Below are 17,924 nucleotides of genomic sequence, written 5' to 3' on the forward strand. Positions count from 1 at the left end.
CAACGCCTTGCCGCAGCTATCTCTCCGTAACCACAGGCCGTTCCGGTACGTGCAGTCGTGACATGACACGGTTTACTGACGCTGGCACACGGTTTCTGGTTGTCAGGGAAACGGCCACTGTCACAGCGAAGGCGGCGGGAACGCTCCATGCCGCCGGCTGGGCAAGCCAAGCCGGTGCAGTTCCTGGCCCCATGAGTGTGCCCGCCACCATGGCCCCGCCGCACAGCAGCGCGCCGGTGAGCATTCCGGAGATGGCGCCGGCATCTGTGAGCCCGCGCCACCAGATTCCCAGCAGCAGTACCGGGCAGATGGTGGAGGCCGTGAAGGCAAAGACCAGGCCCACGCTCCCGGCAAGGGCCAGGGAGTCGGTCATGAAGGCAAAACCCAAAGGCACGACGGCGGCCAGCACCGCTGCGAGGCGGAAGCCCTTGACGCTCCCACCGAACAGGTCCTGGCTGATGACCCCGGACAGCGAAACCACCAGCCCGGACGTGGTGGAGAGGAAGGCGGCGAAGGCTCCAGCGACTACAAGGGCGGAGAGCAGGTCTCCTGCAACGCCGCCTATGAGCTTCCCCGGGAGCAGCAGGACCAAGGCATCCGCCTGCCCGGACTGGGCAAGTTCGGGTGCGAACATCCGTCCGAGGGCACCGGATACCGTGGGAAACAGGTAGAAGACGGAGAGCAGGCCCAGCACAATGAGGGTTGTGCGGCGGGCCGATTGCCCGTCCGGGTTGGTGTAGAACCGCACCAGGACGTGGGGCAGGCCCAAGGTTCCAAAGAGCAAAGCCACCAACAGGGAAATGTGTTGGTACACGCCGGCGGATGCCTGGCCGGTGGGATTGACCGGCAGGGGAGCCTGGGGAGTTGTGCCGTTCCCGGCCAGCACCAGCAGCACAAAGACCACCGGCACTGCCAGGGCGGTCAGTTTGAGCCAGTATTGGAATGCCTGGACAAAGGTAATGGAGCGCATGCCACCTGCCACCACCGTCAGGCACACCACCACCACAACCGCCGTCGAACCTACCCACGACGGCAGGCCGGTGGTGATGCGGATGGTGAGCGCCGCCCCGTGGAGTTGCGGGACGATGTAAAGCCAGCCGACGGCGACCACCACCAGGCTGGTGACGCGGCGGACCAGTCTGGAATCCAAACGGGCTTCGGTGAAATCAGGGATGGTGTAGGCGCCTGAGCGACGCAGGGGAGCGGCGACGAAGAGCAGCAGCATCAAGTAGCCTGCGGTGTACCCCACGGGGAACCAGAGGGCGTCTGTTCCCGAGAGCAGGATCAGCCCGGCGACGCCAAGGAAGCTGGCGGCAGAGAGGTACTCGCCGCCGATTGCCGAAGCATTCCACCAGGGTGGGACCGTCCTCGAGGCCACATAGAAGTCTCCGGTTGTCCGTGAAATCCGCAGGCCGTAAAAGCCGATGACGGCTGTGGAGAGTGAGACGGCGAGGAAGGCGATCAGCGCAACAGCCGGATTCACTTGTCCTCCACAAGATCCCGGTACCGCGCTTCATTCCGGGCTGCCGCACGGTTGTAGAGCCAGGCACTGAGGCCAATTACCGGGTAGATGCCGAGGCCAAGTACCAGCCAGTCCAGTGGAATCCCCAGGACCCGTGTTTCAGCTACGCCGGGCCCGTACACGAGGAAAAGAGCGACCACCACGAGGATGATCAGAAAGCCACAGGCCACTACCAGTGCCAGGCGCAGTTGGGAGCGGATCAGGGAACGGATGAAGATCCTGCCGGCGTCGGAGTCTTCTGCGACCTCGCGGGGGTACGGCGGCCGGCCGGGAGCCGCAGTGGCCGACCGGTGGGGTGCTGTGACACGGACCCGCGTCATCCTTGCGGCCGGATGCGTGTGGAGTGCAGTTTGTCCCTGACGGAAGGCAGATGGCGCCGGCTGATGGGCAACTCAGCTCCCGCCACCGCCACGCTGGGTCCGGTGGCCGACAACCTAAGGTGCTCCACATGCTTCAGGGCAATCAGGTACGAGCGGTGGATCCGGATGAATCCGGCCTCAGCCCATTTCTGTTCGAGGTCGCTCAAGGGGACCCGGATGAGGTAACTGGCCTCGGCCGTGTGCAACCTGGCGTAGTCTCCCTGGGCCTGAACGTAGGTGACATCATCCCGGCGGATCATGCGGGTGGTGCTGCCCAGATCCACCGTGATCATCTCCGGCGCGGGGGTTCCATCCTTGATGAGGTCGCTGATCCGGTCCACGGAGCGCGAAAGGCGTTCGGCGCGAAGGGGTTTGAGGAGGTAGTCGATCGCAGCGAGGTCGAAGGCTTCCAAGGCACAGTCTTCGTCAGCAGTGACAAAAACGACGGCGGGTGGATTGTTGCTGCGCGAAATCGCCCGGGCGATGTCCAAGCCTGAGAGGGCCGGCATGTGGATGTCGAGGAACACCGCGTCCACGGCCTCCGTTTCCAGGGTCCGCAGCGCTTCTGCACCCGAGGACGCCCGGTGGATGGCGCCAATCCTTTCATCCCGTCCCAGCAGGAAGGCCAGCTCCTCCACGGCGGGCAGTTCGTCATCAGCGACGAGCACGTTGATCATCCTTAAAGACTAACCTTCACCTCAAGCGTCATGCCCGGGTTGGGATTTGGGTACCCGCATGGTGATCAGGGTCCCTTCACCTGGCGCGGTGTCGATGACCAGTCCGTGTTCATCCCCGTAGACCTGGCGCAAGCGTGCATCCACGTTGCGCAGTCCCACGTGGATGCCATCGGTATGCCCGGCCAGCACCGAGCGCAGATGCTCCGGGTCCATGCCCACGCCGTCGTCCTCGATGGTCACTTCGGCGAACGCGCCGGCATCGTTGGCGCAGATGGTGATGTGGCCGGGGCCGTCCCTGGCTTCCAGGCCATGGCGGACCGCGTTTTCCACCAGTGGTTGCAGGCTGAGGAAGGGGATGACCGTGCTGAGGACCTCCGGGGCGATCCTAAGGCTCACTTGGACACGCTCACCAAAGCGTGCCCGTTCCAGCAAAAGATAGCGGTCAATGCAGCGAAGTTCCTCGGCCACTGTGGTGAAGTCGCCGTGGCGCCGGAAGGAGTACCGGGTGAAGTCCGCGAACTCCACCACGAGCTCCCTGGCCCTGGCAGGATCGGTGTTGATGAAGGAAGCAATGGCGTTGAGGGAGTTATAGATGAAATGAGGGCTGATTTGAGCACGCAGAGCCCTGACCTCAGCCTCCATCAGCAACGTCCGTGAGGCTTCAAGCTCCGTGAGTTCCAGCTGGGCGGCAATCCAGTCCGCAACCTCGCTGGTGGCCCTCACCAGCCCGGCCCCTGCTGCCGGGGCCAGGGCCGCCACCGAACCGACCACCTTGGAACCGGAACGGATGGGAGCAATCACCACGCTGAAATCATGGGTCCCGTGCTCCGGCTTTCCGGTAGAACGGCGCCCGCCGTGTGGCACCACCACGGTTCGTCCGGTGGTGAGTACTTCGGTAGCAAGACGCATCAGCGACGACCTGAGTTCTTCTGCGGTGCCGTCCCAGGCCAGCACTGAATCTGTGTCCGTGATGGCCAGGGCATCGCAGCCCAGAAGGACCCGAAGCTGCCTGCTGGCTTTGGCCGCCCCCGCAGGTTGCAGGCCACCCCTCAGGTGCTGGCCGGCACGGGAGGCTGCATGCAACGTGTTGTAGGTGGCGCGCTCGGCGTCGGTGCCAAGGTCCCGGAAGGAACGCATCACCTTGTAGCCAACACCAACCACGACGGCGACAGCCAGCACGATCACAGCGATCGCGGCGGCGGTGAGGAGCGGTGAATCGGGCATAAGGCCAGCGTAGCCGGACCGATCCCGCATCTTTTCCAAGCACCGGAAATACCGTTCGTCGAACCTCGGGCCACCGTTTGGCGCAGCACCGCGACCGCTGGGCGACGGCTGCGGGCGCGGCTCTGGAACCCGCACCCCGACGCGTTCGATAGTGATTGCAGTCACATTGGCGAGGCGTGTGGAGTCGATGTGGACACATCACAATCAGGAGGAACCATGGGTAATGAGGCCCAACCCCAGGACGCAACGGCGTCCGTGGACTTCCAGGAAGTCCAACAGACGGAACGGTTCAAGACACTGCGCAAACGACACCGCAGTTTCGTCTTTCCCATGGCAGTGGTATTCCTGCTGTGGTATTTCGCGTATGTCCTTTTGGCTGACTACGCGGTGGGCTTCATGTCCATCAAGGTCTGGGGCAATATCAACGTCGGCCTGCTTCTCGGGCTGCTGCAATTCGTCACCACCTTCGGCATCACGGCCTGGTACGTGAGCTACTCCAACCGGAAGCTTGACCCCATCGCTGCAGAAATCCGCAACGAGATCGAGGGCCACGAATTTGATAAGGACGGCAATGTGATCAACGGGGCAGCCAAATGAACACCATGGTCCCGGCAGCAGTGAACGTAGCAGCGTTGAAGGACACCACCCTGCTCAACATGGGCATTTTTGCCCTCTTCGTGGCGGTCACCATGGTGATCGTCTTCCGGGCCAGCCGGAACAACAAGACCGCAGCGGACTACTACGCAGCCGGGCGGTCATTCACTGGCTCCCAGAACGGTACGGCCATCGCAGGCGACTACCTGTCCGCGGCTTCGTTCCTCGGCATCACCGGTGCCATCGCCATCAATGGATATGACGGTTTCCTCTACTCCATCGGCTTCCTGGTCGCCTGGCTGGTGGCCTTGCTCCTGGTGGCGGAACTGCTCCGCAACACCGGCAAGTTCACCATGGCCGACGTCCTGTCCTTCCGGTTGCGCCAACGCCCCGTTCGGATTGCCGCGGCCCTCTCCACCCTGGCCGTCTGCTTCTTCTACCTCCTCGCCCAGATGGCGGGTGCAGGCAGCTTGATTTCGCTCCTGCTGGGCATCAGCGACTGGGGCGGGCAAGCCTTGGTGATCATCGTCGTCGGTGCACTCATGATCATGTACGTACTGATCGGCGGCATGAAAGGCACCACCTGGGTGCAGATCATCAAAGCCATCCTGCTGATCGCCGGTGCTGCCGTGATGACCGCCATGGTGCTGGCCATTTACGGCTTCAACCTCTCCAGCCTGCTGGGTTCGGCCGCTGAGGCTGCCAACAACCCGAACATCCTCAACCCGGGACTGCAGTACGGCAAGACCGAAACGTCCAAACTGGACTTCATGTCCCTCGGACTGGCGCTCGTCCTCGGTACAGCCGCCCTGCCGCACGTCCTGATGCGCTTCTACACCGTTCCCACGGCCAAGGAAGCACGCAAATCCGTTGTCTGGGCGATCTGGTTGATCGGCCTCTTCTACCTCTTTACCCTGGTGCTTGGCTACGGCGCAGCTGCCTTGGTTGGCGCGGAAACCATCAAGTCCGCGCCCGGTGGAGTCAACTCTGCCGCACCCCTGCTGGCCTTCCACCTGGGTGGGCCGCTGCTCCTGGGCTTCATTTCGGCGGTCGCTTTCGCCACCATCCTTGCCGTAGTGGCCGGCTTGACCATCACGGCCGCTGCTTCGTTTGCCCACGATATCTACGCAAACGTCATCGCCAAGGGCAAGGCCGATGCAACCACCGAAGTGAAGGTGGCGCGCCGAACCGTTGTGGTGATCGGCGTCCTCGCGATTCTGGGTGGCATCTTTGCCAATGGCCAGAACGTGGCGTTCCTTGTGGCGCTGGCTTTCGCCGTCGCCGCCTCGGCAAACCTGCCCACGATCGTCTACTCCCTGTTCTGGAAGAAGTTCACCACCCAGGGCGCTGTTTGGAGCATGTACGGCGGCTTGGCTGCGGCCATCCTGCTCATCACGTTCTCGCCCGTGGTTTCCGGTGCCAAGACCTCCATGATCCCCGGAGCGAACTTCGCCCTGTTCCCGCTGAGCAACCCGGGAATAGTGTCCATTCCATTGGCATTCTTCCTGGGGTGGCTCGGAACTGTCCTGGACAAGCGCCGTGAAGATCCGGCCAAGCAGGCGGAGATGGAAGTGCGCTCGCTGACGGGTGTCGGTGCAGAGAAAGCCGTAGACCACTAAGGCCGCGCAGAGATAGACCCGCCACCATAAAAGGCTCCGCCTGCGAACGCGCAGGCGGAGCCTTTTGTGTGCTGGGCTTTCGCCAGGCCGGGCACTTCCCTACTTCTTCAAGCTGAGCCATTCCCTCAGTTGTTCCAGGGGCCAGGTGGTGACGATCCGTTCCTTGGGCACCCCCAGTCTTTCAGCGCGTTCTGCCCCGTACTGCAGGAAATCCAGTTGGCCGGGAGCGTGGGCGTCACTGTCGATGCTGAAGAGGCAGCCTGCGTCCAAGGCCATGGCAATGAGGTTGTCCGGCGGGTCCTGCCGCTCGGGACGGGAATTGATTTCGACCGCGACGCCCCACTCCGCGCACTCCTTGAAAACTTTTGCGGCATCGAATTCGGATTCGGGCCGTGTTCCCCGCGATCCCTGGACCAGGCGCCCGGTGCAATGCCCCAGCACGTTGGTATGGGGATCGCTGATGCCGCCCAGCATCCGCGTTGTCATGGTTTTTTTGTCCGAGCGGAGCTTCGAGTGGACGCTGGCGACCACCACATCCAACTGGGCCAGCATGGGGGGAGCCTGGTCCAGGGTTCCGTCCTCGAGGATATCTACTTCAATTCCTTTCAGGAGGCGGAAACCATCAGAGCTTGCGTTGATCCCATCCACCACGCCGAGCTGCTTTTCAAGCCGTTCCACGCTCAGGCCATTGGCGATGGTCAGATTGGGGGAGTGGTCTGTGAGGGCAAGATACTCACGGCCGAGCGTCCGGGCCGCTGCCACCATTGCTTCGATGGGGGAGCCGCCGTCGGACCAGTTGCTGTGACTGTGGAGATCGCCCCGAAGAGCCGCCCGCAGCATTTCCCCGCCGGATGCCAACGATTCCGTTCCGCGCTCGCGCAGGTCCGCAAGATACTCCGGTACCCGGTCTTCGAGGGCCTGCGTGATGACTTCAGCGCTCCGGTTGCCGACGCCTTTGAGGCTGGTGATCCGCCCGCTGCCTGCAAGCTTCGCCAGTTGTTCGGGCGATAGCTGCCGCACGGCGTCGGCCGCCTTTCGGAAGGCCTGGACCTTGAAGGTGGGGGCTTGGCTGCGTTCGAGCCAAAAGGAGATTTCGTCGAGCGCCTCGATAGGATCCATGGCTCCATGATCCACGAACCGGGCGCACCATCAACAGTGGGCATTGTCGATGGTGCGCCGGTTTGGTCGCGGTCAACTAGTGATGGCGACCCGGGACCAGGGCGGGATTGGAGCCCTGGCCGTTTTCTTCATGTGGGGACTGGCCGTGCTCGCCATGCGGGACGGCGTGTTGTCCTGCCATTGAGGCAGCCAGCCCGGGTGTTGCCACTGAGGCAACAACGACGGCGGCTCCGAACGCGGCTGCCAGAAGCCGCCCGGTCCTTGGCTGGCCGTGGGCGCCGCCGTCGTTGGTCTTATGCTGCCGCCTCAGCCAGCCCGCCCCGGCAAGTGCCATGAGCGTCAGGCCGAGGGCGGCAACGTGGCTCACATCAAGCGAGCGGAGGGCACTGACTTCGGCAACCGTGACTGCAAGGTGCGCCGCGGCAGCAACCGAGAGAACAGGAAACGCCCATCGGGCGAAAACCAGGGCGTTGCGGTGCAATCCCCACAGGGACCAACCCAGGAAGGCCAGGCCCGCGGTGAGGGTTGCGACGCCGCTGATCACGGTTCCCGGTGTCGCTGAGGTGTTTCCCGTCAGATATCCGGCGGCAAGTGAAAGCTCGACCATCCCGGCGGCCATCGCTGCGAAGTACACGAACAGGAGGGTGGCTGCGTTCAGTGTGGGGTGGTTTCTGCGTTCCATGGTCCTTGCCGTCCTATCGCTGCTTGATGAGTCTGTTCAGGCGCTGTCCAGGCGGATCAGGCGTGGGCGGAAGCCACTGCGGCCTTGTCCTGGGACAGGGCAACACCGAGCAGGACCACGGCGCTGGCGAGGTGCAGGACGTTGTCCGCGCCGTTGAGGGCGATGATGTTCAGTGAGGAACCCACCAGGAACAGGCCCAGGATGCCTACCAGGAGGTAGACGCCACCGACAGCGGTGTTGACCGACTTGGACAGCGTGACGCTGTTCATGCCGGAGTACAGAAGGGCGGCGCCAATGGCCAGGTGGATGATGTTGTGGAGGGGGTTCACGGCGAAGATGATCAGGTTGGCGCCCTCGGTGGCGAAGAAGCCGATTCCCGAGGTAACAAAGAATCCGAGCACGCCTACCAGGAGGTAGACAGCTCCGAAGATGGTGGCGATCAGGCGATTGGGCGAAGTACGCATGGTCCGGGCCTTCCGATGATGGCCGGTTGTTCCGGCCGTCCTGCTGAGCCCCGGCTGGGGCTCTCAAGCAGGGATTCGGACCATATGCGCAGGTGGATGGGTGGTAATGCGGAAATTTCTTTGCTGCAATTACGGGCGAAGACGGATGCTGCTCATTTTGAGGTCGTTGGTGCCCTCGAAGACGTACTGGAGATTTATGGTCTTGCCGTCGCACTGCAAAGTCCCGGAAAGATCGGCCTTGTTGTTGCCGTTGTTGTTGTTCACGTTCACCGAGTTGTAGTTCGGTTTGCATGAGGCATCCAGGTTCAGGCTGGCAATGCCGTCCATGAACGACTCCTTGTCCAGCTCGTCCTTCAGCGGCTGGCTCAGGTAGTTATCGTAGGCCTGCTCTGTCTGGCCGGAGACCACCAGGTTGGTGAATTCGTCAGCCAGGGACCTGGCTTTGGACGTCGCATTGCCCACGAGGTTGACCAGCAGCACAATGCCAACCACGGCCAGGACGATCACACCGCCAACGATGCTAAGGACGATCCACAAAACCTTCCTGCTCTTCTTGGCCGGCGGTTGCCCGAATTGGCCCGGAGGGTACTGCCCGGGCTGGAATTGGCCCTGCGGGTAAGGGTTCTCCGGGTAAGGGTTCTGGCCGGGGGCGTACGCGTTTTGTCCCTGCGGGTAGGGGTTGTTGGCGTCCTGGCCGGGTGCTCCGGGCTGTGGGGCGCCGTAGGTGGGGCCGCCATACGGCGGGTTTCCGGACCCGGGACCGCCAGGTTCAGCAGGCGTGGACGACGGCGGCTGCTGCCACTGCGGCGCGGCGCCGGGCTGTGCCTGGTAACCGGGGCCCGGCGGAACCGGCGGCGGGTTGTTGCCCGGGTAGTGGGGGTTGGGTTGCCCGGGTTCTTGCGGGTTGCTCACGGTAGTGCCCCTTTCAGCAGCCTTCGGCAGGGCCACCACATGGCCGGGGTCCTCTGGCCGGCCCCCGATACGTCCTCTTGCATCCAATCGCATGCGGGTTCTCCGGGCAAGTACCGCCTCGCAGAAAACCGCAGGTGGGTGGGGCTTTTCAGTCCCCGGAGCGCCGTCCCAGCAACGGTTGGACGCGGTAGGGAATCATCTCCCGCATCGCCAGCGCTGTATCGGTCCTTTCCACACCGTCGCAGCCAAGGATTTTTCCGTTGATGCGATACAGGTCCTCTGCGTCCAACGCGACAACGCGCAGCAGCAGATCCGCCGAACCCGTCAGGCCAAAGCCTTCGAGGATCTCCGGAATGTCCGCAAGATCCTGCGCCAGCGAGGCGAGCTTTTGCTGTTGTACGTGGACGGTGATGAATGCAGTCAACGGGTAGCCGAGGGCAGCCGGGTTGATCCTGCGCTCAAAGGACAGAAACGCGTGCTTCTTCTCCAACAAGGCCATGCGGGCCTGCACGGTGTTGCGGGAGAGGCCAAGCTTTTGGGCCAAGGCCACAACTGTCCCGCGGGGGTCCTTTGCCATGGCGGAAAGGAGCCGGGTGTCAGTGCCATCCAAGGGTTGCATAATGCGCAAGATTAGCACGGTCCCAAGGGTCCAAACAGGGCAGGATGCTCAATTTCCCGGAGGGTGGTTGTACCCGATGCGCCTTGTGAGTAGGGTCACAATTAACTCCGGCGAAGGTGCCGGAGGGCCGGTCTGCGGCAGGATCACAAGTCCCGCCAGCGCCGACGAAAACGAGCCGGAAGGTTGCGATCACCTGTGTTGACGGATCAGGCGGGCAAGGGAGTGCACCATGACACTCCGGGCCCAGGACATAGTGCACAAAATCCCTTGAGGACTGGTGGCAATCTGCTCCAGTTGGTGTCCCCGGACGGGGAACGGATCAGCCACCCGGAGTTCGATGTTTGGATCAAGGACGTCGGCGACGAGCAACTGTGTTCCTTGTTTGAGGACATGACAGTAATCCGCCGCATTGACGCCGAGGCGACGGCGCTCCAACGTCAGGGCGAGTTGGCGCTCTGGCCACCGCTCCTTGGCCAGGAAGCGGCCCAGATCGGCTCGAGCCGATCACTCCGAGATGACGACTTTGTCTTCCCGAGCTACCGCGAAAGCGGTGTGGCCTACGTCCGCGGTGCGCACCTGTCCGAGATCGCCCGCGTTTGGCGGGGCAATGCCTCCTACGGGTGGGACCCGCAGCGCATCAAGCTTGCCACGCCCCAGATCATCATCGGGTCCCAAAGCCTGCACGCCACGGGATACGCCATGGGAGTTCAACTCGATGGCGCCAACACGGCTGTACTGGCCTACTTCGGTGATGGCGCCACCAGCGAAGGCGACGTGAACGAGGCCATGGTGTTCGCCGCCAGCTACCAAGCCCCCGTGGTGTTCTTTTGCCAGAACAACCATTGGGCCATCTCCGAACCTGTCCGCATACAGTCACACGTGCAACTGGCTGACAGGCCCACTGGATTCGGCATTCCGAGCATCCGGGTGGACGGCAACGACGTCCTTGCTGTCATGGCGGCCACGCGTGTGGCACTTGACCGTGCACGCAACGGCGGGGGACCGACCTTTATTGAGGCTGTCACTTACCGCATGGGCCCGCACACCACAGCCGATGACCCCACCAGGTACCGTGACCCCATTGAACTCGAAGATTGGGCCGCGAAGGATCCCATCCTCCGGCTGCGCAAGCTCCTTGAAACCAAAGGCCTGCTCACCGAGGACGTCGAAGCCCGCGTCAAGGCCAAGGCTGATGCGGTTGCAGCCGAGCTCCGTTCCAGCTGCATCGGGATGCCCGACCCGCAGCCGTTGGAGGTCTTCAATCACGTCTACAGCACGCCCAATTCCTGGATCGAACGCCAGAAGGACCATTACTCGCGCTATCTGAACAGTTTCAGCCAGCCAAGCGGGTTCAACCAGCCAGTCGAGGAAGGTGCGCTCTGATGTCCAAGCTCACGTTTGCCCGTGCCATCAACGCCGGCCTCCGCAAGTCGCTCGAGAACGATCCCAAAGTTGTCCTCATGGGTGAGGACATCGGCTCCCTCGGCGGCGTCTTCCGCGTCACCGATGGCCTCCAGAAAGACTTCGGAAAACACCGGGTCATTGATTCCCCTTTGGCGGAGTCCGGCATTATCGGCACTGCCGTTGGCCTTGCCTACCGGGGCTACCGTCCCGTGTGCGAGATCCAGTTCGATGGATTCATCTACCCTGCCTTCGACCAAATCGTCAGCCAGGTAGCAAAGATGCATTACCGCACCCAGGGGCGGGTCAAGATGCCCATCACCATCCGCGTGCCCTTTGGCGGCGGCATTGGATCCCCGGAGCACCACTCCGAATCACCGGAGGCCTACTTCACCCACACTTCCGGCCTCCGGGTGGTCGCTGTATCCAATCCCCAGGATGCCTACACCATGATCCAGCAGGCCATAGCTTCGGATGATCCTGTCCTCTACTTCGAACCCAAACGGCGCTATCACGACAAAGGCGACGTCGATGAAACCATCGACCTCTCCACGGCCCTTCCGATGGACAAGGCTGCCGTGGTCAGCGCCGGTTCCGATGTGACGCTGGTGGCGTACGGCCCCTTGGTGAAAACCGCCAAGGATGCCGCGATGGCAGCAGCGGATGAGGGCGTCTCCGTGGAGGTGATCGACCTCCGTTCGCTGGCCCCCGTTGACTACCCTGTAGTGGAAGCCTCCGTCCGGAAGACCGGCCGCTTGGTCATTACCCACGAGGCCGGCCAGTCCGGTGGCCTCGGCGCGGAAATAGCCGCGAGCATCACTGAGCGTTGCTTCCATTACCTGGAGTCTGCTCCCGTCCGCATCACGGGCTTTGATGTGCCCTACCCCTACTCCAAGCTCGAGATGCACCACCTGCCGGATCTGGACCGGATCCTCGACGGCGTCGATCGCGCCTTGGGCCGCCCCAACTCGCTGAGTGGACTGGAAGGATGAACCTCACCATGATCAAGGAATTCAAGCTGCCGGATCTTGGTGAAGGCCTGACGGAATCGGAAATCCTCAGCTGGAAGGTTGCGGTGGGGGACACCGTCACGCTGAACCAGGTCATTGCCGAGGTGGAAACAGCCAAGGCTGTTGTGGAGCTGCCCTCACCCTTCGCCGGAGTGGTGGCCCAACTCCATGAGCAACCCGGCACGGTGGTGGAAGTCGGCAAGCCGATCGTCTCCTTCGAGGTGGACGACGCCGGGTCCTCCAGCGGGGGAGGCGCGGCGGACGCTGCCGGTGGGTCAGCCGGCGGGGCCTCTGTGAAAGGTGCACCGGCCACTGCCGCTGCCGAAGCTGTGGGGAGTCCGGCAAAACGTGAGCCGAACCTGGTGGGCTACGGCGCCGTCGTCGAACATTCAGGCCGGCCCGCTCGGCGTGCCCGCGGCCAGGTCCAGGAAATAAAGCCGCAATCGCCTGCTACCCCGGCGATTTCGGGGCCGGCAGCCTCGCCCCAGGCAGAAGCCGCAGTCTCCGAGCGTCCCCGATCCACCCCGCCGGTCCGAAAGCTTGCCCGCGATCTCGGAATCGAACTTGAACGCATCTCCGGTACCGGACCGGGTGGGCTCATCACCCGCGATGACGTCCTGGATTTCTCCGGAGCTTCGTCGGCTGCCGCGCAAGCTCAAGTTCCCCCTGCCGAAGGCGGGCGCGAAACCCGGACACCGATCAAGGGGGTCCGGAAGTTCACGGCCGCGGCCATGGTCCAAAGCGCTTTCACTGCGCCCCACGTGACAGAGTTCCTGACCGTTGACGTCACCGCAACCATGGAGTTGTTGGCCAAGCTCAAGGGCAACAGGTCTTTCGAAGGCTTCAAGTTGACTCCGCTGACCATCGCCGCCAAAGCTGTCCTCGTGGCGTTGCGGAACAACCCCACGCTGAATTCGCGCTGGGACGAGGCCAGCCACGAGATCGTCCAGTTCAACTACGTCAACCTGGGCATCGCCGCAGCAACGCCGCGAGGCCTGACGGTTCCGAACATCAAGGATGCGGACAGGATGTCGTTGCGGGAGCTTTCCACAGCGCTGACGGAACTGACTGATACCGCCCGTGCGGGCAAGACCTCCCCGGGCGACCTGTCCGGCGGGACCATCTCGATCACCAACATCGGCGTGTTTGGCATCGACGCCGGGACTCCCATCCTGAACCCCGGGGAGGCTGCCATTGTTGCCCTGGGCGCGGTAAGGAAGGCGCCCTGGGTGGTCAATGACGAACTCGCCGTCCGCCAGGTCATGTCCCTCAGCCTGTCCTTCGACCACCGCTTGGTGGACGGTGAACAGGGATCACGGTTCCTTGCGGACCTTGGCGCCATTCTGGCCGACCCCGCCATGGTCATGACCATGATCTAGCGGTACCGAAGCTGCGCCGGCCCATCCCTTTACGAGTGCTTGCAGGAAACTGCAGTTAAGGGATGGGTCGTCGCGCGTCAGTCCTCGGTGGGAGTAGTGCGGTTGGAATGGACTGCCCGCCAGCTGTGCTCTGGTTCGAAGCCCAGGAGCCTGCGGGCTTTGTCGATCGACAACATGGTTTCGTGCTCGCCCAGTTCCTTGAGGATCTCGACGCCGGGAAAGACTTCCGCCGCCAACTCCGCGCTGCTGCGACTCATCACGGTGTCGGCTGCGGCGATGATGAAAGCCTCGAACCCCGGTTCGGCATGTTCCAGGGCCCTGACCACTGCCAGTGCGCCATCCCGGGCGTCGATGTAGCCCCACAGATTCCATTTACGCAGTGTTGCCTCGGAGTCGAAGGACGGGAAGGCATCGTAGTCCTCGGGGTCCATGACGTTGGAGAACCGCAGCGCCGTGATGCTTAGTTCCGGATCCCACCGAGTGAGCTGGATGGCCATCTGCTCCTCAAGATGCTTCACCAGCGAGTAAGTGCTCTCCGGCCGTGCCGCATACTCTTCATCCACGGGAATGTACGGAGGGGCGATGTCGAAGGGGAGTCCAAGCACTGTTTCGCTGGAGGCATACACCACCTTCTTGATGCCCGCCCGCCGTGCAGCCTGGAACACGTTGTAGGTAGAGACCATGTTGTTCTCGAAGATCGCGGCGTCGGGAGCCAGTCCCGGTGCGGGGACGGCGGCCAGGTGAACAATGGCATCCAGGCCGTCGTGTTGATCGTCCAAGCCCAGGACTACATCAAGGACCTGCCCATAATTGCGGAGATCCACTGCGACGTATCCCTTGCCGCGGGTTCCGGTGCGGTCCAAGTTCAGTACCTGGTGGCCATCCTGCGTGAGCCGGCGGACCACGCTCCTGCCCAGTTTTCCGCTTCCGCCGGTGACGGCAATCCTCATGGGTTTCTCCTTTGCATCGGTGGTCCATGGACCCTGCTGCGTCGAATGCGGTCGGTTGCTTCTCTGCGTCGATTCGCCAGGGCTTCGAATTTCAGCCTAGGGGAGCCGCGGCAGAAAACATCCTCCCAAGCTGGCCCTGGCAGTCCTAGGCATGCCGAAGCCAACCAAGGGGACAAAATATCCGGTGAAGGGCGCCATTAGGAAAAATATATAGACCGGTCTATTATTTTTCCATGGCATCAAAAGGAAACCTCACCAAAGCGCGGCTCGCGGAGTCAATGCTCGAACTCATCCAGACCAACGGCTACAGCGGAACAGGGCTTAATGCCGTGATCGAACATGCCGCGGCCCCGAAGGGATCGATCTATTTCCACTTCCCCGACGGGAAGGAGGGACTTGGCGTCGCGGCGGTCGAACTCGCCGCAAAGCAGTTCGAGACGCTGATAACTGAAGCGGCAGTGTCGGCAGGCAGTGCCGCCGGGGCCGCCCGGGCTGCCATCGAGGCGCTGGCTTCCCTTGTCAGCGGAAGCAACTTCCGGCTGGGTTGCCCGGTCTCTGTAGTCACTTTGGAGATGGGTGCGGAGAACGAGCGGCTGAGGGGGGCTTGCGCGGCTGCCTTCGAATCCTGGATTGCCCCCACGTCCGCGCTCCTGGAGGCCAATGGTATTGACGCCGCCGAAGCCCGGTCCCTGGCAACCGTTGTTGTGTCGATGATCGAAGGGGCGGTGATCCTCTCCCGTGCCATGCAGAGCACCCAGCCCTTGCTTTCGGCCGCAGACGTCGTCGCAGAACTCATTGATCAGCGCTGCAAAGCCACCGGGGGAGCGCGATGACCTCGAATGAAAAGCCCCGCCATGCCTTGGTCTTCGGCGCCTCGGGTATGGTCGGCCGGCACCTTGTCCTTACCCTTGCCGAAGCCGGCGCGCACGTCACGGCAGCAGTGCGAACCGCCGCCTCCGGAGCACGTGTCCAGCGCTGGGCAAGGGAGCATGGCCTCGCGCAGGGCATCAGCACGGCGATCGTCGACTTCGATTCCGCCGGGATCATCGTCGGTGACCCAGCGGCATTCGAATTGGTCACCGAAATCCACAACTGCGCCGGATCGTACCGGTTTGGGATGACTGCCGGGGAGGCGCGCCAAGCGAACGTTGGCATCGTCGAGAAGCTGATCGACTTCGCCGCGGAACTGCCCAATCTTCGGCGCGTGGTCCATGTGTCGGGCTACCGGGTTGGCGGACAGGACCCGGCGACCGTGCCATGGTCCGATGACCATCGCGACGCGTTGTACAAGGAACTTGGCGCGTACGAGGCATCAAAGGTCGAATCCGACGCCATTTTCCAGGCCAGGGCCCTTGAACGCGGAGTGCCCTGGACCCTGGTCAATCCATCCAGCGTGATCGGTGACAGCGTGACCGGTGAGTCCGATCAGCTCATCGGGCTGGCATCCACCATTGAGCAAATCCACAACGGCACCGTTGCCGCATTGCCGGGAAACCAACGGACATTCCTTCCGGTGGTCACTGTCGACTACCTGGCGGCCTTCATGACGGCCGCAGCTGTAGATCCCACCGCTGCCGGCAAGTCATATTGGATTCTCGACGACGCCACCCCGCCACTGGCAGACCTGCTCACCCATGTGGGCGAACATCTTGGCGCGAAGGTCCCGCGGGTCAGGATGCCGGTCAGTGTGATCAAGCGGCTCCCGCAGCGGATCACCAAGGCCGATCCCGAGACGCTCACGTTCATGTCCGAGGACCGCTATCCCACCGGATCCGCCATCGAACTGGCAGGCAAGCATGGAATCCGCATGCCAGACGTGCTGGTCGCCTTGGAGCGCTGGGCCGACTACCTGGCTGCGCATCGGTTTGGCACCGTCTCAGGTGCTGGCCGTCGTTTCGTCAACGTTGGTGGCCTGAGGACCTTCGAACTGGGCGCGGCCAGCTCCAGCAGGGTTGTCTTTCCCGGCTTGCCGGTCAATGCAGACACATGGGCCGACGTCGCATCCGGGATCGGCGCACGCGTTCTCGACCTGCCCGGGCTCGGCCTCAGCGGTGGATCGGGCATTCAGGACTGGGAGCAGTGGCTGCCCGCTGTCCTGGGTGGCGAACCCGCCGACCTCATCGGCCACTCCATCGGAGCGGCTGCGGCAGTGGTGGCTGCTGATCGGTTCCCCGGGCAGGTCAAGTCCCTCACACTGATCGCACCATTCTTCCTCCAGCCCCGAAAGGGCGCATTGGCCAGGGTGCAACCTCTCGCGCGCACCTACCTCCGGCACACCGGCTCCACCCGACTCTCGCATCAGCTAACAGGATCGGGCGGGTACGCCACAGCCCTTGAGTCCAGCGTCAGCGACCTCAAACGAAGCCGCGGCAGGAGGGTGGCTGAGCACCTCGCCCATGCCGGGTCCAAGCATTGGCGCGCCGAACTCCAGGACGCGCTGTGGCGATTCAGCGGCAGTGTCCGCATCATCACGGGAAGCGATGACCCCATCGCCCCGGAGATGGTTGAGCGCCTTGAATCACTTCCGCAGGTCCAGCTGATCCGGGTACCGGGTGCAGGGCACCATCCGCAACTGACCCATGGCGGGGATCTCATCGCCCTCCTCCAGGGTGCACTCACGTTTGGGGTCCACTCGCATCAGGGGTTCCATCGCACCGCCAAGGCGGCCGGTCCGGCTGCGTCATGAGGTGACTCAGCGGTTGGACGAGCAGGTAATTACGCCGGCACGAGGGCAGCCAGGGCCATCTGTTCGAGGATGGGCCTGGCTGACTTCACGGCAATTTTCCTCCCGTGGTGGCGCACCGAGTGGGGTGTGGAGTTGATAAGGCCGAAGGCTGCATGAGCCCGGACCCGAAGGCCGGGGACATCGGCGTCGGTGTGGAGGCGGGCAAGGACGTCTACCCACGTTTCGACGTAACTGCGCTGGAGCGACCTGACTTCGGCCTGGTCGGTGTCACTGAGGCTTCCGAAGTCCCGGTCCTGAACGCGGATGACGTCAGGGTTGCTGAGCGCGAAGTCGACCTGGAATTGGATCAATCCCTTCAGCGCGGACAGGGGGTCCTCCGCTTCGGATACCACCTTTGACCCGCCGTCCAACAGGTCCCGGCTGACGCTGAGCAGCAGCTCTCCGAGGACCGCCTGCTTGCCTGGAAAGTGCCGGTAGACGGCGGGTCCGCTGACTCCCGCTGCTGCGCCAAGATCTTCAAGGGACACGCGGGTAAAACCGTTCTCCGCAAAGAGTCCGGCGGCCGCGGACAACAGGGCCAGTCGCCGGAGCTCCTTGGCCTGCCCCCGCTGCGTTGCAGCGGCACGGGTGCCGTTGTTGCTTGCTTCCGGACCTCCGGTCACTTTTCCTCCTAAGTGCCAGTGCCGGACCCAACCCCTGCTGGTTCG

The 17,924-nt window shown here is 63.1% G+C and carries 18 protein-coding genes; 7 read left to right on the top strand and 11 right to left on the bottom strand.

The genetic code is table 11. From position 1 onward, the window contains the following. Nucleotides 1-16: 16 nt before the first annotated feature. Genes LDN85_RS07625 through LDN85_RS07640 form a run of 4 tightly spaced genes read right to left on the bottom strand, consistent with a single transcriptional unit; the run spans nucleotide 17 to nucleotide 3,782 of the window. On the bottom strand, nucleotides 17-1,483 hold the full coding sequence (locus LDN85_RS07625) for a cation acetate symporter (RefSeq protein WP_026541495.1): 1,467 nt from the start codon (nucleotides 1,481-1,483) through the stop codon (nucleotides 17-19). Further along, nucleotides 1,480-1,842, bottom strand: coding sequence for a hypothetical protein (locus LDN85_RS07630; RefSeq protein ID WP_223945039.1), 363 nt, complete (start codon nucleotides 1,840-1,842; stop codon nucleotides 1,480-1,482). Before LDN85_RS07630 ends, LDN85_RS07625 begins: the two co-directional genes overlap by 4 nt. Then, complete coding sequence (locus LDN85_RS07635) at nucleotides 1,839-2,558, bottom strand: LytTR family DNA-binding domain-containing protein (protein ID WP_026541497.1); 720 nt, start codon at nucleotides 2,556-2,558, stop codon at nucleotides 1,839-1,841. The genes LDN85_RS07630 and LDN85_RS07635 overlap by 4 nt, the downstream gene beginning before the upstream one ends. Before the next feature lie 21 nt (nucleotides 2,559-2,579). Beyond that, nucleotides 2,580-3,782 (bottom strand): histidine kinase, encoded by a 1,203-nt coding sequence (locus LDN85_RS07640; RefSeq protein ID WP_026541498.1) that lies wholly within the window; start codon nucleotides 3,780-3,782, stop codon nucleotides 2,580-2,582. Between the two features lie 216 nt (nucleotides 3,783-3,998). Between LDN85_RS07640 and LDN85_RS07645 the strand changes: the two genes are divergently transcribed. Beyond that, on the top strand, nucleotides 3,999-4,379 hold the full coding sequence (locus tag LDN85_RS07645) for a DUF485 domain-containing protein (RefSeq protein WP_026541499.1): 381 nt from the start codon (nucleotides 3,999-4,001) through the stop codon (nucleotides 4,377-4,379). Next, nucleotides 4,376-5,995: a sodium/solute symporter gene (locus tag LDN85_RS07650; RefSeq protein WP_026541500.1), complete on the top strand. Its 1,620-nt coding sequence runs from the start codon at nucleotides 4,376-4,378 to the stop codon at nucleotides 5,993-5,995. The genes LDN85_RS07645 and LDN85_RS07650 overlap by 4 nt, the downstream gene beginning before the upstream one ends. Nucleotides 5,996-6,094: 99 nt before the next feature. Here LDN85_RS07650 and LDN85_RS07655 read toward each other — a convergent pair whose 3' ends face one another. The 5 genes from LDN85_RS07655 to LDN85_RS07675 all read right to left on the bottom strand — a co-directional run bounded on the left by LDN85_RS07655 (nucleotide 6,095) and on the right by LDN85_RS07675 (nucleotide 9,791). Beyond that, nucleotides 6,095-7,114 (bottom strand): PHP domain-containing protein, encoded by a 1,020-nt coding sequence (locus LDN85_RS07655; RefSeq protein WP_223945040.1) that lies wholly within the window; start codon nucleotides 7,112-7,114, stop codon nucleotides 6,095-6,097. Between the two features lie 76 nt (nucleotides 7,115-7,190). Beyond that, nucleotides 7,191-7,796 (bottom strand): hypothetical protein, encoded by a 606-nt coding sequence (locus LDN85_RS07660; protein WP_223945041.1) that lies wholly within the window; start codon nucleotides 7,794-7,796, stop codon nucleotides 7,191-7,193. A 56-nt stretch (nucleotides 7,797-7,852) separates the two neighbouring features. After that, nucleotides 7,853-8,260, bottom strand: a complete 408-nt coding sequence (locus tag LDN85_RS07665) for a DUF4383 domain-containing protein (RefSeq protein ID WP_026541503.1) — start codon at nucleotides 8,258-8,260, stop codon at nucleotides 7,853-7,855. Nucleotides 8,261-8,389: 129 nt separating this feature from the next. After that, a complete protein-coding gene (locus LDN85_RS07670; protein WP_223945042.1) occupies nucleotides 8,390-9,172 on the bottom strand; it encodes a hypothetical protein in 783 nt (260 codons plus the stop codon). Between the two features lie 148 nt (nucleotides 9,173-9,320). Continuing rightward, a complete protein-coding gene (locus tag LDN85_RS07675) occupies nucleotides 9,321-9,791 on the bottom strand; it encodes an Lrp/AsnC family transcriptional regulator (RefSeq protein ID WP_026541505.1) in 471 nt (156 codons plus the stop codon). A 195-nt stretch (nucleotides 9,792-9,986) separates the two neighbouring features. Between LDN85_RS07675 and pdhA the strand changes: the two genes are divergently transcribed. From pdhA to LDN85_RS07690, 3 genes are read left to right on the top strand one after another with little or no spacing between them, the layout of a single operon-like run. Then, complete coding sequence (gene pdhA / locus LDN85_RS07680; protein ID WP_223945043.1) at nucleotides 9,987-11,174, top strand: pyruvate dehydrogenase (acetyl-transferring) E1 component subunit alpha; 1,188 nt, start codon at nucleotides 9,987-9,989, stop codon at nucleotides 11,172-11,174. Continuing rightward, the gene (locus LDN85_RS07685; protein WP_026541507.1) at nucleotides 11,174-12,184 is read left to right on the top strand and encodes an alpha-ketoacid dehydrogenase subunit beta; all 1,011 of its coding nucleotides are present in this window, start codon (nucleotides 11,174-11,176) and stop codon (nucleotides 12,182-12,184) included. The genes pdhA and LDN85_RS07685 overlap by 1 nt, the downstream gene beginning before the upstream one ends. After that, the gene (locus LDN85_RS07690) at nucleotides 12,181-13,581 is read left to right on the top strand and encodes a dihydrolipoamide acetyltransferase family protein (RefSeq protein ID WP_223945044.1); all 1,401 of its coding nucleotides are present in this window, start codon (nucleotides 12,181-12,183) and stop codon (nucleotides 13,579-13,581) included. The genes LDN85_RS07685 and LDN85_RS07690 overlap by 4 nt, the downstream gene beginning before the upstream one ends. A 77-nt stretch (nucleotides 13,582-13,658) precedes the next feature. On the opposite strand, the gene LDN85_RS07695 is transcribed toward LDN85_RS07690, so the two are convergent. Further along, entirely contained in the window at nucleotides 13,659-14,531 is an 873-nt protein-coding gene (locus LDN85_RS07695) for an NAD(P)-dependent oxidoreductase (RefSeq protein WP_223945045.1), read from the bottom strand. Nucleotides 14,532-14,764: 233 nt separating this feature from the next. Here LDN85_RS07695 and LDN85_RS07700 point away from each other — a divergent pair, with 233 nt between their 5' ends. Together LDN85_RS07700 and LDN85_RS07705 are read left to right on the top strand one after the other, a co-directional pair. After that, nucleotides 14,765-15,364: a TetR/AcrR family transcriptional regulator gene (locus tag LDN85_RS07700; RefSeq protein ID WP_223945046.1), complete on the top strand. Its 600-nt coding sequence runs from the start codon at nucleotides 14,765-14,767 to the stop codon at nucleotides 15,362-15,364. Continuing rightward, nucleotides 15,361-17,217, top strand: coding sequence for an alpha/beta fold hydrolase (locus tag LDN85_RS07705; RefSeq protein WP_223945047.1), 1,857 nt, complete (start codon nucleotides 15,361-15,363; stop codon nucleotides 17,215-17,217). The genes LDN85_RS07700 and LDN85_RS07705 overlap by 4 nt, the downstream gene beginning before the upstream one ends. Before the next feature lie 29 nt (nucleotides 17,218-17,246). Here LDN85_RS07705 and LDN85_RS07710 read toward each other — a convergent pair whose 3' ends face one another. After that, on the bottom strand, nucleotides 17,247-17,879 hold the full coding sequence (locus tag LDN85_RS07710) for a TetR/AcrR family transcriptional regulator (RefSeq protein WP_026541511.1): 633 nt from the start codon (nucleotides 17,877-17,879) through the stop codon (nucleotides 17,247-17,249). Nucleotides 17,880-17,924 lie beyond the last annotated feature (45 nt).

The sequence above is a fragment of the Arthrobacter sp. StoSoilB20 genome, assembly GCF_019977295.1.
Taxonomy (GTDB): Bacteria; Actinomycetota; Actinomycetes; order Actinomycetales; family Micrococcaceae; genus Arthrobacter; species Arthrobacter nicotinovorans_A.